The sequence below is a fragment of the Brevibacillus borstelensis genome (genome assembly GCF_037834415.1).
Classification (GTDB): Bacteria; Bacillota; Bacilli; order Brevibacillales; family Brevibacillaceae; genus Brevibacillus; species Brevibacillus borstelensis_A.
In genome coordinates, this window is sequence record NZ_JAUMSJ010000005.1 from 40,587 (window position 1) to 57,056 (window position 16,470).

Below are 16,470 nucleotides of genomic sequence, written 5' to 3' on the forward strand. Positions count from 1 at the left end.
GAATCATCGACAAGCTTATACTTCTTTGGAAACGAAAATTTCCTGGAGAATCTCCCGGAGAAGAGCAGCGTTTCTGCCTGCATGCTCGCCTCCGAGCATTCTCGAATGGATGCCGTATCCGTGGTGTTTGATGAGTTGCCGGGACGCCTTCTCCCATGCGGATACATTCATGTTCGCCGACTGGATCGCCTCGTCATCTGTGGACCCGTTCTCTTCCTGGATGAGGTGAACGGCTGCGTTTGTTTTATCTGTGTTGATCATTTGATTGAAGAACAGGAGATAGTTGACCGTTTTGCGTGTGTAGCTTTCTCTGACGAATTCATTTGCTTCGTATTCGGTCAGCTCTTCTTTGGTGACGTTAAAAAACTCCGTGTTTTCTTCCATTTGTGCAAAAAGCTTCCGGACATCTTTTTCAGCATCCGCCCGTGTTTGTTCGATCACGGTGTCCTTCCAATAGGAGTCGAACAAAATGATGTCAGACACGGCGTACCCCTGTTTTTCCAGCTCTTTCGCGACTTCAAACGCGAGATTGCCTCCGGAGGAATAACCGAGAAGCGTATACGGGCCGGCTGGGTCTGTTTTCACGATGGCCTCCACGTATTGCTGCAAGCGGTTCTCTTCCTCAATGAAATCAAAGCTGTACAAAGAGAAGTCCTTCAATTCATCGGCCAGCTTCTTGTAGAAGACGCCTTGGGCGCCGATAGGCGTAAAACCGAACACGCGTCTCGGTGTTTCGTCGTTTAACAGCAGCAGCTGTCCGGCGTGCTGTTCGAACGGTCGATGCATGACAAATTCGGCCAGTTTTTCGATCGTCGGATGCATGAAGACGAGCTTCAACGGCAGTTCGACCTGCATCGATTCATACAGCTTGGCAACCAGCAGCGTCGCTTTTAACGAGTGTCCTCCGAGTTCGAAGAAATCATCGGTGACCCCAATCGTTTCGACTCCCAGCACATCCTGCCAAATAGTTGCGAGCTGCGCTTCTGTCTCATTTCTCGGAGCCACATATTCTCTTGCTGCCAGATCGAATCGCTGCGGCTGGGGCAATGCTGCCCGGTCCACTTTTCCATTTGGCGTCAAGGGAAGCTTTTCCATGCGCACATAATAGGTCGGAACCATATAGGACGGAAGCTCTATTGCGGCGTACTCCCGTACCTCGGCTTGGGTGACGTCCTCTTCAGCGACGTAGTAGGCGTTCAGGACTTTTTCTCCATCTGTGCCTTCCCCTACTGTGACGATCGCTTCCTTCACCATCTTGAGATTGCCTATTGCCGCTTCAATTTCCCCGAGCTCGATGCGGAACCCTCTGATTTTTACCTGCTGGTCGATGCGGCCGAGGTATTCAATGCTGCCGTCTTCCCGCCATCTCGCCAAGTCTCCGGTCCGGTACATCATTTCACCCGGAACGAACGGATTGGGCACAAATTTCTCAGCGGTCAGCTCCGGCTTGTTCAGGTACCCTCTGGCCACCCCGTCGCCGCCCACGCACAGCTCTCCCGGCACACCGACGGGCTGAAGCTGATTGTGCCGATCCAGGATATAGGCGGTGGAGTTGCTGATCGGTTTGCCGATCGGGATATGGTCCTCGTACTCCTGCTCGATCAAGTGGCAGGTGGAGAAGGTCGTGTTTTCCGTCGGGCCGTAGCCGTTCCAAATCGCCAGTTGCGGATTGGCCCGTTTTACCTGATTGATATGCTTTGGCGACAGGACATCGCCGCCGACGATCAGGTGGCGCAGGGTGGCAAACATGGACTCGTTTTGCTGCGACAGCTGGTTAAACAGCGGCGAAGTCAGCCACATGACGGTAATCACGTGTTTCCGCAGGAAATGGCCCAGTTTCCTGCCGTCCAAGAGCGTATCCTTGTTCACCAGATAGAGGCTGGCCCCGTTCAGCAGCGCCCCAAAGATTTCAAACGTCATTGCATCGAATCCGATGGCTCCTGTCTGGATCATCCGGTCGTTTTCGACCACCTGGATGTAACTGGCGTTTTTTACCAATCGAATCACATTGCGATGCTCCACCATCACCCCTTTTGGTTTGCCGGTTGAGCCGGAGGTGTACATCACATAGGCGAGATCATGCGGCCTGCTGTTGTTTGGCACCACGGGCGCTTCCCCGTGGTACAAGCTTTCGGCGTCCAGGTAGACGGGATCATACGTTTCGGTGATCAGGTGGCCAAATTCGCGTTTGGACAGGATGACCTTTACCGCGCCGTCTTCCAGCATATAGGAGATGCGGTCCGCCGGATGCTCGGGATCGATCCCGAGATAGGCTCCTCCCGCTTTGAGGATACCCATGATGCCGACGATCATCTCAAGCGAACGATCCGCCAGCAGCCCGACGATGCGGCCCTCTCCGATTCCTTTCCCGCGCAGAACCTGTGCCACGTGATTGGCTCTGTCATCCAGCTCCCGGTACGTCAGCGTTTTGCCATCCGCCACTACCGCAACGCGATTCGGCGTCCGCACGACCTGCTCGGCAAACAATTCGGTAATGCTCGCAGCCCTTGGATAGACCAATTGCGAATCATTGAACTCGCTCACGATCTGATGCTTTTCTTCGTCGGACAGCATTTGGATGTCGGAAAGTCTGACGTCGGGATTCTCCACAATTGCTTGCATAATCCGCATAAAATGCCGGGTTAACCGGGCGATGGTCTCTTTCCGGAACAATCTCGTACTGTACTCGACACCGAACAGAAGCTCTCCTTTTTCTTCCGTTGACATGAAGGACAGGTCGAATTTGGCTTGCTTGGCCGCGCTTTCCGACTCGAGTGGGGCAAAGGTTAGCGTAGACTGATCAGTTGTCTGATCGCCGCTCTCTTCACCCCAGTTCTGGACGGCAAACAGGGTGTCGAACAAAGGATTTCGGCTCAAGTCCCGGGGAATCGCCAGCTTCTCCACAAGCTCTTCAAACGGATAATCCTGGTGATCGTAAGCTTGCAGGGCGTTCTCTTTTACCTCCAGAAGGAACTCCTTGAACGATTTTGCTCCTTCCGGCTTGTTTCTCATCGCCAGGGTATTGACAAACATTCCGACGATATTGCCGAGGTCGACATGCGACCTGCCGGTAATCGGCGTTCCCACGATGATGTCTTCCTGGCCCGAGTATTTGGACAAGAGTACGTTGTACGCTGCGAGCAGCACCATGTAGAGAGTGGTTCCTGTTTCCGCCGCTACGCGGTTCAAACCGTCGCACAGCTCTTTTCCTGTCCCGAATGCGAACAGATCGCCTTCAAAGCTTTTTGCCGTCGGCCGCGCGTAATCGGTTGGCAGCTGCAGCACCGGGATTTCGCCAGCAAAGGCTTGGAGCCAGTACGCTTCCTGCTTTTTGAACGCGTCGGAGCGGAAAAACTCCTGCTGCCACACGGAGAAATCCTTGTACTGGATGCGAAGCTCCGGTAAAGCCTCGCCGTGGTACAGCTTGATCAATTCTCCAAGCAAAATGCCGGAAGAGACGCCGTCGGAAATAATATGGTGCATATCGATCAGCAAAGCATGGCGATGTTCCGCCATTTTCACAAGCTGCACGCGCATCAGCGGAGCGACGCTCAAATCAAACGGCTGAACAAAGTCGGCAGCTATCTGCGGAACCTGCTCTTCGGCCACTGTTTGATCCGGCATGGAAAACGGCACGTCCTGGTGAATCCGCTGCACTGGCTCGCCATTTACGAGCTCGAAAGCAGTCCGCAGGCTTTCATGGCGGTCGATCAATTTTTTGAACGCGGCTTCGAGTCGCTCCGGTTCCAGCTTTCCGTCGATCAGGAGTGCGGATGGCATGTTGTACGTGGTGCCCACGCCTTCAAACTGGCTGAGAATGTACATTCTTCTTTGCGCAGACGAGACCGGATAATGCTCCTGGCTCGGTACGGGCTGGATCGACTTGAAGCGTTCCCCGGCTGCTTGCTCGATGTGGGCGGCCATCAGATGAATGGTCGGTTTCTCAAACAGTACGCGAAGGGGCACGTCGATCTGATGTTTTTGATGCAGCTGCGTGATGACCATCATCGCACGCAGGGAATGTCCGCCGATGGCAAAGAAATCGTCATGGATGCCGATCCGCTCAAGGCCCAGCACGTTTTCCCAAACGGCAGCCAAACGAGACTCCAGCATCGTGCAGGGCGGGGTGTATTCGGCTCCTGTCCGCAATGTTGGATCAGGCGCTGGCAAAGAGCGCTTGTCGATTTTCCCGTTCGAGGTGAGCGGCAAGTCCTCAAGCGTGACGAAATACGACGGGATCATCGCGGCAGGCAAATGCGCCGCCAGTTCGGTGCGCAATCCGGCCGCAGTAACTTCCCGGTCCGCGACGAGATAGGCGCACAGCTGTTTTTCCTGCAAGTGGTCTTCTCTCGCGATGACGACTGCTTCCCTGATACCGTCGCACTGCCGCAGCCTGGCTTCGATTTCCCCCAGCTCAATCCGTATTCCCCGAATTTTTACCTGGTGATCGTTGCGTCCGAGAAACTCAATATTTCCATCCGGCAGCCATTTCGCCAGATCGCCTGTTCGATACAACTTCTCGCCGGGCGCAAACGGATTATCCACAAACTTCTCGGCGTTCAGCTCCGGTCTGTTTAAATAGCCGCGGGCCACTCCGCTTCCGCCGATGCACAATTCCCCGACCACACCCACTGGTTGCGGCTCTAGATGCCGATCGAGAATGTACATCTTCGTATTGGGCAGCGGTTTCCCGATCGGGACCGTTCCGACCTGGTGCAAAGCGGAAAGCGGCTGCTCGTAATAGCTGGAGTCAATGCATGCTTCAGTGACGCCATAGCTGTTGATGATTCGCATCGACGAGCCGAATCGGGCCAGCAAGGTTTTGAAATCTTCCATGGAGCAGCTGTCCGATCCTAGGATCAGCAGCCGCAGCTGGCTGATATCCAGGTTCTGCTCGAAAATATACTGCATCAGCGGCACGGCCAAAGCGGGTGTGGATTCAAAGATGGTAATCTCGTGTTTGTGGATGATGTCGTACAAGGAAGCAGGGTCCACTCTCACATCGCTCGGGCAGATCACCAATTGCCCGCCGGAAAGCAAAGCTCTGGCAAAATCTCCGGCCGATACGTCAAAGGCAAAGCTGGCCATCTGCAGTAGACGAACCGGGAAGGAATCCAGGTGATACTCTTCTTTCCAGGCAAAGGCGATATTGACATAGCTGCGATGCTCAATGACGACCCCTTTCGGCTTTCCGGTCGTCCCCGACGTGTAAATGATATAAGCCGCATGCTCCGGCCGGGTTACGCTCGCCAAATTCGCGTCATCCCCCTGATACAGCTCCTCTTGGTCGAGGTACAGGATTTCGCCGTCGAACCGGACTTGGTTCTCCATCTTTTTCAGGGTCAATAGAAGCTTTGCATCGCTGTCCGCCAGCATGAACTCCTTGCGCTCCTGCGGATAGTCGGCATCAATCGGCACATAGGCTCCGCCGGCCTTGAACACCGCCAGCATGCCCACTACCATGTACAGCGAACGGTCAACCAGGATGCCCACGGTGCTTTCCGGCTGCACGCCCTTCTCCCGCAGAATCCGCGCTAACTGGTTTGCTCTCCTATTCAACTCCCGATAGGTGATCTGTTCAGCTGCATCGATGACCGCCACCTGATCCGGCGTTTTTTCTACCTGCTGCTCGAACAGCTGGTGGAACATCCGGTCTGTCGGATAGTTGGCTTCGTTGGAAGTGAAGTCTTGCAACTGGCGCTTTTCTTCTGCTGTCAGCATGCTGATGGCAGACAGCTTCCTGTCAGGATCGGCGACAATCGTTTGCAGGATCTGTAGGTAATGGGCAGTCCAGGACTCCATCGTGCTTCTGGCAAACAGCATCGTGCTGTAGCCAAATTGGAAGACAATCTCATCCTGCAGCTCTACTGCGTCAAGGGTAATGTCAAACTTCGCCACTTTCCCTTCAACCTCGTAAGGGACAAGGCGCAGCCCGTCGATTGCGATTCCTTCCGTATTCCCGTTCCCTAAGCTGAACATCGTATCAAACAGTGGATTTCGGCTCAGATCGCGCTGGACTTGCAGTTTCTCCACCAGGTTCTCAAAGGGATAGTCCTGATTCTGGAAGGCTGCCAGCGCATTTTGCTTCACGTCCCCTAAAAACTCGCGGAATGACAGCTGACCCACAGGCTTGTTTTTCAGCGCAAGCGTATTGACAAACATCCCGACAATCGGCTGCAAATCCGCATGCGATCGACCTGCAACTGGCGTACCGACCACGATCTCTTCCTGCCCGGAATACTTGGACAGCAGCACGTTGTAGGCGGCAAGCAGCACCATATAGAGCGTGGTTCCCGTTTCGGCGGCCAGGCGGCGCAAATCTTCCGTGAGCTGTTTTCCGGAACCGAGCTGGATGTTGTCGCCCGCAAAGCTTTGGACGGTAGGTCTGGGGAAATCCGTCGGCACGTTCAAGAGCGGAATTTCCCCGGCAAAGGCATCGAGCCAGTAAGCCTCCTGTTTCCGGAAAGCTTCGGTTTGATACACTCCGGCTTGCCATGCAGCGTAGTCTTTATACTGGATGCGCAGCGGGGAAAGCTCTTTCTCCTCATACAAGGCGGCAAATTCTTCGATCAGGATTTCCAGCGAAACCCCGTCCATAATGATGTGATGCATATCCAGCAGCAGCAGATGCTTTTCCGGTCCCAGCTTCACCAGTCCTGCCCGGAACAGCGGGGCCGTCTCCAGATCGAACGGACCGATGAAAGATTTTATCGTGTTCTCGATCTGATCTTCCGTTGTTTCGTCATAGACGATCTCCAGCTCCACATGCTCATGCACCTTTTGGACCGGCTCACCGTTGATGGAGTGGAAAGAAGTCCTGAGAGACTCATGCCGGTCAACCAGACTTCTGAGGGCATGCGCGAAGCGGCGGTCGTCAAGCTTTCCTTCCAGCAGCATGACCCCCGGGACGTTATAGCTGATGCCGCTTCCTTCGAATTGATGAAGGATATACATTCTCTTTTGCGCTGAGGATACCGGATAGAATTCCTGCGGCGCGGCGGGCCGAATCGATTCGTACTCCGCTTTCTCTCCGGCGTCAATGTAAGCAGCCATCTCCCGGATCGTGGGGCATTCAAAGAGGACCCTCAGCGGCAGCTCCACATGAAACGCTTTATGCACCAGATGGATGACGGTCATAGCCTTCAACGAATGTCCACCCAGCTCGAAGAAGCTGTCTGTCGCCCCCACCCGCTCGATTCCCAAAACCTCCTGCCAAATGTCCGCCAATTGCCTTTCTACCTCGTTCTCCGGCGCCACATATCCGGCTCCTCCGGCCAGTTGGCCATCGGGTTTGGGCAACGCCTTGCGATCCACCTTTCCGTTTTGTGTCAGCGGCAGTTTATCCAGGTGTACATAGTAGGCGGGCAGCATGTAGGAAGGCAGTTCTTTGGAAAGGCCTTCTCTTACGTCGGTCAAGGCTGTACCTGCTTCCGCGACATAGTAGGCGCAGAGGACATCTTGCCCTTGCGGCTCCTTGATCACAGTGACAACTGCCTCTTTGACCCCTTTCTGACTGGCGAGCACGGCTTCAATTTCTCCCAGCTCGATGCGGAACCCTCTGATTTTTACCTGCTGGTCGATCCGGCCCAGGTACTCAATGCTGCCGTCCTCCCGCCATCTTGCCAAATCACCGGTGCGATACATCATTTCTCCGGGAACGAACGGATTGGGCACAAACTTCTCGGCGGTCAGCTCCTGCTTGTTCAAGTACCCTCTGGCTACCCCGTCACCGCCCACGCACAGCTCTCCAGGCACACCCACCGGCTGAAGCTGATTGTGCCGATCCAGGATGTAGGCGGTGGAGTTGCTGATCGGTTTGCCGATCGGAATATTTTCCTCATACTCCTGCTCGATCAGGTGGCACGTGGAGAAGGTCGTGTTTTCCGTCGGGCCGTAGCCGTTCCAGATCGCCAGGTCCGGATTTGCCTGCTTTACCTGGTTGATATGCTTCGGCGACAAGACGTCCCCGCCGACGATGAGATGGCGCAGGGTGGCAAACATGGCCTCGTTTTGCTGCGACAGCTGGTTAAACAGCGGCGAGGTCAGCCACATGACGGTAATCTCGTTTTCTCGCAGGAAATGGCCTAGTTTCCTGCCGTCCACGAGCGTATCCTTGTTCGCGAGATAGAGGCTGGCCCCGTTCAGCAATGCGCCAAAGATCTCGAACGTCATCGCATCGAAGCCGATGGCTCCTGTCTGGATCATCCGGTCGTCTTCGCCCACCCGGATGTAATTGGTGTTTTTTACCAGGCGAATCACGTTGCGATGCTCCACCATCACCCCTTTGGGTTTGCCGGTTGAGCCGGAGGTGTACATCACATAGGCGAGATCATTCGGATTGCTGTTGTTGGGCAGCTCGGGTGCATTTCCTTGGTACAGGTTTTCATCGTCCAGGTAGACGGGATCATACGCTTCGGTGATCAGATGACCGAACTTGTGTTTGGACAGGATGACCTTCACACCGCCGTCTTCCAGCATGTAGGAGATTCGGTCAGCAGGATGCTCGGGATCGATGCCGAGATAGGCTCCACCCGCTTTGAGGATGCCCATGATGCCGACGATCATCGCCAGCGAGCGATCCGCCAGCAGCCCGACGATGCGGCCCTCTCCGATTCCTTTCCCGCGCAGAACCTGTGCCACGTGATTGGCTCTGTCATTCAGTTCCCGGTACGTCAGCGTTCGTCCGTCCGCCACCACCGCAACGCGATTCGGCGTCCGCTCGACCTGCTCGGCAAAAATCTCGTCGATCGCCTTCTCTCGTGGATAGAGCGAGCGGGTGTCATTAAATTGAACGCTGACCAGTTGCCGTTCTTCTTCAGACAAGATTCCGATTTCGGACAGCAAGGCTGACGGTTTTGCGGCGACGGCACGAACGACTTCCAGGAAGTGACGGGCCATTCGCTCTGCTGTCTCTTGTGTGAACAAGCGGGTAGCGTAAACCAGACAAAATTGGATTCCCGAAGCGGTTTCATCCGCTTCCAGCATGAGATCAAACTTGGCGAAGCCTTTTCCCGGAAGGTACGGCTCAAACGTCAGCCCGTCGATCGCATACGCTGTTTTATCCATGTTCTGCAGGAGGAAAATCGTGTCGAAAAGCGGATTTCTGCTCATGTCGCGTTGGATCTCCAGCTTCTCGACCAACGCTTCAAAGGGATAGTCCTGGTTCTCATAGGCTTGGAGCGTGTTTTGCTTGACTTCATCGAGAAACTCCAGGAAGGATTTCGTTCCGGCTGGCCGGTTTCTGAGCGCCAGCGTATTGACGAACATCCCCATCACTTTCTCCACATCGGCATGGGATCTGCCGGCAATGGTGGTTCCCACGACAATATCTTCCTGCCCGCTGTACTTTGCGAGGAACAGATTGTACGCCGCAAGCAGCACCATGAAAAGCGTCGTCCCCGATTGAGCGGCCAGCGCGCGCAAGTCGTCCATCAGCTGCTTGTCGGTGTCAAACAGCACCCGGTCGCCCGCGAAGCTTTGCACAGTCGGCCGGACAAAATCCGTCGGCAGGTTCAATACCGGGATTTCTTCCGCAAAGGTATTTACCCAGTGGGCTTCCTGCTTGGCAAAAAGCTCCGTCTGGAACAACTCGTTTTGCCAGACGGCGAAGTCCTTGTACTGAATGCGCAGTTCGGGAAGCTGTTCGCCGCGATACAGGCGGGCAAACTCTTCGGCTACGATTCCGGCGGAAACGCCATCGGAAATAATGTGGTGCATATCCATCAAAAACAGGTGACGTTCCGCTTCCAGCTTGACGAGTCCCACCCGAAACAGCGGAGCCGCCTCCAGGTCAAAGGGCCGGACAAACTCTTCCACGATCTTGCCCGCCTGGTCCTCTGTCGCTTCTTTATACATCACTTCCAGCTCGACGTCCTGATGGATGCGCTGTACAGGCTCTCCGTTTACGGTGTGGAAGGATGTTCTCAGCGCTTCATGCCGTTTGACCAAGCCTTGAACGGCGAAGTCAAAGCGCTCCACATCCAGCTTGCCCTCTATATACATCGCGCTTGGCATGTTATAGATGGTGTCAGCTCCGGCCAATTGGCGAAGGATGAACATCCTCTTTTGCGCCGAAGAAACCGGATAGTACTCCTGCGGCTCGACAGGTTGAATGGAAAGGAAATCGCCTTTTTCGCCGGCGTCAATGCAGACGGCCAGCTCCCGGATGGCAGGCGATGCAAACAGAACCTTCAACGGCAGCTCCACCTGGAATTCCCTGTGCACCTGGGCGATGACGTTCATGGCTCGCAGCGAATGGCCGCCCAATTCAAAGAAGTTATCCAAGACGCCGACATTGGATATTCCCAGCACGTTTTCCCAGATCTTGGCGAGTTTTTTCTCGGTATCGCTGTGCGGCGGGATATATTGCGCTCCTGTCACGGGCTTGCCTTCCGGTTTCGGCAGGGCTTTCCGGTCAATCTTGCCATTGGGCGTAAGCGGGAATCGCTCCAGCTGGACAAAATAGGTTGGGACCATGTAGAGAGGAAGCCGTTTGGACATATGCGCCCACAGCTCTGACACGACGATCTCGGTCTTGGCGGTAAAATAGCCGATCAGGTGCTGATGACCGCTCTCATCCTCTGGGACAGCCACTACGGCTTCCCGGATAGAAGCGAAGTCTGCCAGTACAGATTCGATCTCGCCGATTTCGATCCGGTACCCTCTTACTTTGACCTGCTCATCGATCCGCCCGATGAACTCAATCGTTCCGTCCGGATGCCACTTGGCCAGGTCGCCCGTTTTGTACATGCGCTCACCAGGCGCGAACGGATTGGGAACAAATTTTTCTTTTGTCAGCTCAGGCTGGTTCAAATACCCTCTTGCCACTCCCAGGCCGCCGATGGACAGCTCGCCCACGACACCAACCGGCTGCAGCTGATCGTAGGGATTCACGATGTAAATGGCGGTGTTCGCGATCGGACGGCCGATGGTGATGAAGGAATCCGGCTTCTGGTTGCGGACAAAAGTAGCGGCTACGCTGCACTCCGTCGGTCCGTATTCGTTGATGATATCCACCTGCGGATATTTTTGTTTGCTTTTTTCGACAAGCTGTCCGCTAATCTTCTCTCCTCCGAGCGTCACCGTCTGAAGCTGACTCATTTCCCCGGAAGAGCTGCACTCAAGAATGGCTTGGTATAAGCTTGGCACAGTCGCTACATGGTTGATGCCTGAAGAAAGTATCACTTTTTTCAGGGCGACCGGATCTTTGGCCGCCTCGTCAGGCGCGATCACCACCGTTGCTCCCGATCCAAGCGGTGCAAAGAAACTGAGAACAAAGGCATCAAAGGCAAAGGACAGCAACACAAGCGATTTATCCTGGACGCCATAGCCCATTTCCGCTTGTTTCCACTGAATCGTATTGGCGATGGAACGATGCTCCACGATGACGCCCTTTGGCTTTCCTGTCGAACCTGAGGTGTAGATGACATAAGCCATATCAGAGGTCTGATTCACAGGCTTCGGATTTTCCAGGTCAGGTGCATCGCAGGCTGCCTCTTCCAAATGGATGCATTCCACGACTCCCGTGGCCTTTCCAACGTATCTCGCTTGGGTCAGAATCAAGCGGGCTCCGCTGTCTTCAAGCATGTACGAGATCCGTTCTTGCGGATAGTCAGGATCGATCGGCAGGTAGGCTCCCCCGGCTTTCAGCACAGCCAATATCCCGACCAGCTTCTCCAGCGAGCGGTTAGCCATGATGGCGACGATTTGATTCGGGACGACTCCTTTTTGCCGCAACAGATGCGCGAGTTGATTGGCTCTCTCATTAAACTCGCGGTAGGTGAGACTGCGCTCGCCGCATTCAACGGCGATTTGCTCTGGTGTCCGGGCCGCTTGTTCTTCAAACATGGCTTGCAGCGTCTTCTCCCGGCAGAAGTCTTGCCGGGTATCGTTGAACTCCACCAACAGCTGGTGGCGCTCATCCTCACCGAGCATCGGGATTTCCGCTAAGCGAATCTCCGGACTTTTCGCTACGACGCGCAGGATTTGCAGGAAATGGTTCGCCATTTTTTCGATCGTTTCCCGCTTGAACAGCTTGCTGCCGTATTCCAGGTAGAACACGAGCTCCCCGTTTTCCTCGCTCGCCTCCAGGGAAAGGTCAACTTTTGCCTGTTTGACATCCAAAAGCCGCGAGGTAAAGGTCAGCTGATCGACTTGGAAGGATTTGATATCCAGATTCAAATCCATGTTTTGCAAAATAAAGACTGTGTCAAATAACGGATTTCGGCTGGCGTCCCGATGGGCATTGGTCTTTTCGACCAGCTCTTCGAACGGATAATCCTGATTCTCAAAGGCTTGCAGCGTATTTTGCTTGACCTCCGCCACATATCCCCGGAAGGACTTGGCTCCACTCGGATAGTTCCGCAAGGCGAGCGTGTTGACGAACATCCCGATGATCTTTTCCACATCGGCATGCGGTCTGCCGGCGATCGGGGTCCCCACGACAATATCTTCCTGGCCGGAGTACTTTGACAACAGAACTGTATAAGCTGCCAAAAGAACCATATAGAGCGTGCTGCCTGTTTCATTTGCCACCTTGTTCAAATCGGCCAGGAGCTGCTTGTCGGTGCGCAGGATCAGTTGATCTCCCTCGAAGCTTTGCGTGAGCGGACGCGGGTAATCCGTCGGAAGGGTCAAAACGGGAACGTCGCCGCTAAAAGCGTTCAACCAGTAAGCCTCTTGCTTGGAAAACAGCTCCGATTGAAACCGCTCATTTTGCCAGACGGAGAAATCCTTGTACTGGATGCGCAATTCGGGCAGATGTTCACCGCGATACAATTGAATCAATTCGTTGAATAAGATCCCGATGGAGGTTCCGTCTGCGATAATATGATGCATATCCACCAGGAAAAGATGCCGTTCCGGAGCCAATTTCACCAATCCGGCCCGAATCAGCGGGGCGGTTTCCAGATCAAATGGCCGGATGAACCGTTTGATGATCTCCTCCGCCTGATTTTCTTCCGCTTCCGCATAGCTGATGTCCAGCTCGACATCCTCATGCACGCGCTGAACGATTTCTCCCTTAACGGTGTGAAACGATGTCCGCAGCGATTCGTGCCGGCGAACGAGTGTTTTCATTACTTGCTTCAGGCGGGAAACATCCAGGTTGCCGTCGATCTGCATAACGCCGGGCATATTGTAGCTGAGCTCCACGCCCTCATGCTGGCGGAGGAAGTACATCCTTTTTTGCGCCGATGAAACCGGATAGTATTCCTGCAAAGAGACCGGCTCGATAGCCGCGTAGCTGCCCTTTTCCGCCTCAGCGATATACGCTGCAAGGTCAGCGATGGTCGGCTTCTCAAACAGGATCTTCAGGGGGATGCTGACTTCAAATTGCTTTTCCAGTTTGGAAACGACGATCATCGCCTTGAGCGAATGTCCGCCTATTTCAAAGAAATGGTCCATGACCCCGATCTTGTCGACAGGCAGCACTTCACGCCAAATCTCTGCCAGCTTTGCTTCCGTCTCATTGCGAGGGGCCAGATACTCTTTCCCTGTCACCATAGCGCCATCCGGCTTCGGCAACGCGCCGCGGTCAATCTTTCCGTTCGCAGTCAGCGGGATTCTTTCCACGCGTATAAAATAAGCCGGAATCATATAGGCTGGCAACGTTTTGGACAAATGGCTCCGCAATTCCGCTACCGTCAGCTCCTCTTCGGAAACATAGTAGGCTGACAACTGCTGGGTCTCTTCATCCTGAATGGCAATCACCACTGCCTCTTTGATCTGCGCATGCTCGGCCAGCTGCTTTTCAATCTCGCCCGGTTCGATCCGGTAGCCCATGATTTTGACTTGCTGATCCACCCGGCCCAAAAACTCGATATTGCCGTCGGGAAGACATCTGGCCATATCGCCTGTACGGTACATGCGGGTACCCGGTACAAACGGATTGGGGATGAACTTCTCTTCGGTCAACTCGGGCCGATTCAGATAGCCGTTGGTCAGGCCGTCGCCGCTAATGCACAGTTCACCGGCTGCGCCAATCGGCAGCAGCTGCTGATTGCCGTCCAGTACGTACACCTGGGTATTGGCGATCGGTTTTCCAATGAAGGGACGATGGGCAAAATCATCCATGCTGTTCGCGTCGAAAAGATGGGTAATGCAGCCAATGGTTGTCTCCGTTGGACCGTAGTGGTTCATGATCTGCGCACGCGGATAGCGGGCGAAAAACTTGCGGACATCCGCCGTTCTGATCGGTTCTCCTCCAAGCACAATCAACCGCAGCGAGCTGTCGTGATCGGACTTGAGGAAGGAATCCTGCTGAACGATGACGCTGAACAGCGACGGCGTCATTTTTGCATACGTGATTTGATGTTTGTTTACATAAGCTAAAAGCTGATCAATACGGGTATACTCCTCTTTTGTCAGCAGATGCAGCTGGCATCCCGCGAGCAACGCGGAAAACAAGGCGGTATAGCCTAAATCAAAAGCATAGGAGGAGACGAGCATCGTCTTATCATCCGGGGTGATCGCCGCTTGATCGACAAAGGACGTGACGTAGTTGAGCACATTCCTGTTGGTCACTTGCACACCTTTCGGCAAACCGGTCGTACCGGACGTATAAATGACGTAGGCCAGATCCTCCGAGCTGCGGTTGTCTCCCTCTGGCAGATTCGAAGCTTGAACCGGCGGGAGGTTATCCAGTTCCAGCGTTTCTACAATAGACGGAATCTGGTCGGAAATGGCGGAAACAGCAAGCACCTGGCCAACGCCGCTGTTTTCCAGCATATAGCGGATGCGTTCTTCTGGCGCTTCCGGATCGATTGGCAAATAGGCGCCGCCTGCTCCCCAGATACCGATCATTCCGATGACCATTTCCAGTGACGGCGGGGTCATGATCCCGACGATGCGATTTGCGCCAACGCCTCTTTCCCGCAACACAGCAGTCACATGCCGTGCCCGGTCAAGCAGCTCGCGGTACGTAATTTGCTTTTTGCCAGCCACGACTGCCACTTGTTCCGGGTACTTTGCAGCAACCGATTCGAGAAGGGCGTAAATCGTTTGATCGCGGGGATAGTCCATTTGCCTGCCCGCCGCAGCCGCCAGAAGCTGCTGTTTCTCTTCTTCCGTGACAACGCCGATATCCTTTAAAAGTATGTCAGGATTGTGGATGACTTGATTGACAACCTGTCTGAGATGACCTTCGATCCCCTCGATAAAAGCGGAATCGTACACGCCGGCGTTGTAGCTTATTTTGATCAGCATGTCGTTTCCGGGGACGACGGCCACGACCACGTTCAAATCATAGGTCGTCTGCTCCTCCCCTTCGTCGATGCTGATGCGGAAGCCCAACGCTTCCTGCAGCTCTTCCCGCTCGGAATCGGGATAGTTTTCAAATGTGACGAGATGGTCGATCAGCTCCTGTTTTCGTGAAGTTTGACCCTGCACTTCATATAGAGGAGCGAAATCGTATCTGGCCGACATCAGGGAGCGGCGCTGAACATCTTTCAGCAATGCGCTGAACGATTGCTGTCCGCTGCTTTGGATGCGGGTGGGAATCGTGTTGATAAACAGCCCTACCATGCTCTCGACGCCCTCGATTTCCGGCGGCCGCCCGGAGACGACGGAGCCGAATATGACGTCATCGGTGTTTTTGTACTTGCTCACGAGCACGCCCCAAATCGACTGGAATACATTGTTCAGGGTGGCCTGATTGCGGGTGGCGATTCGCATCAACGCATGGGTAATGTTCGCGTCCAGCGAGAACATTTTCTCGACCTGGCGGTAGTGCGTCTCCCCGGAACGCACCCTCGTTTTCGGGAAATGCGCTGGCTGTTCATAGCCGGAAAGATAGTCCTTCCAGTAAGACAGGGCCTCTTCCTTGTCCTGTTTTTCCAGCCATTTGATATATTCGCTAAAGGGCTTGACCGGTTCAGCCGGTATGGACCCGTGCTTTTTTAATGCCGCATAATAGGTTAATAGTTTGTCAATGAGTACGCCCAATCCCCATCCGTCTACGATAATATGGTGGAACGCCCAGACGAATTGATAGGTCTGTTCGCCCGTCCTGAAAACGGCAGCACGCATGAGGATATCCTTCGACAAATCAAACCCCTGCTGCTGTTGTTGCAGGGAGTAAGCTTTCACGATCTCTTTTTGCCGGTCGGCAGCAAGATGCGATATGTCTTCAAAATGAACCTTTGTTGTCCGCTGCTTAAAGACGATCTGTCTGGGACGCTGCAGGTTCTGATAGACGAAAACCGTCCGTAAAACGTCATAGTGCTCGATCAGCTTGATGATGCTTTGCTCCAACAGGGAAAGCTGAAAGTCGCCCTCAATCGTGGCGAAAATCTGGAGGTAGTAGGCGTTGGAGTTCTCATCCTTGACGGAATGAAACAACATCCCTTCTTGCAATGGCGTTAACGGATAAATTTTCGCGATATTTTCCTGCTTTTTCATTTGTACCCTCCGCTTCGTCAAAACTAGGATGTTCCTCCAACAAAAGCGTTTGTCCGCGCTGCTTTTATTGGA

General features: G+C 54.2%; 1 protein-coding gene. It reads right to left on the minus strand.

Annotated features, from left to right (window positions below):
• Positions 1–15 precede the first annotated feature (15 nt).
• Entirely contained in the window at positions 16–16,398 is a 16,383-nt protein-coding gene (locus tag Q3F21_RS06865) for a non-ribosomal peptide synthase/polyketide synthase (protein WP_340250756.1), read from the minus strand.
• Positions 16,399–16,470 lie beyond the last annotated feature (72 nt).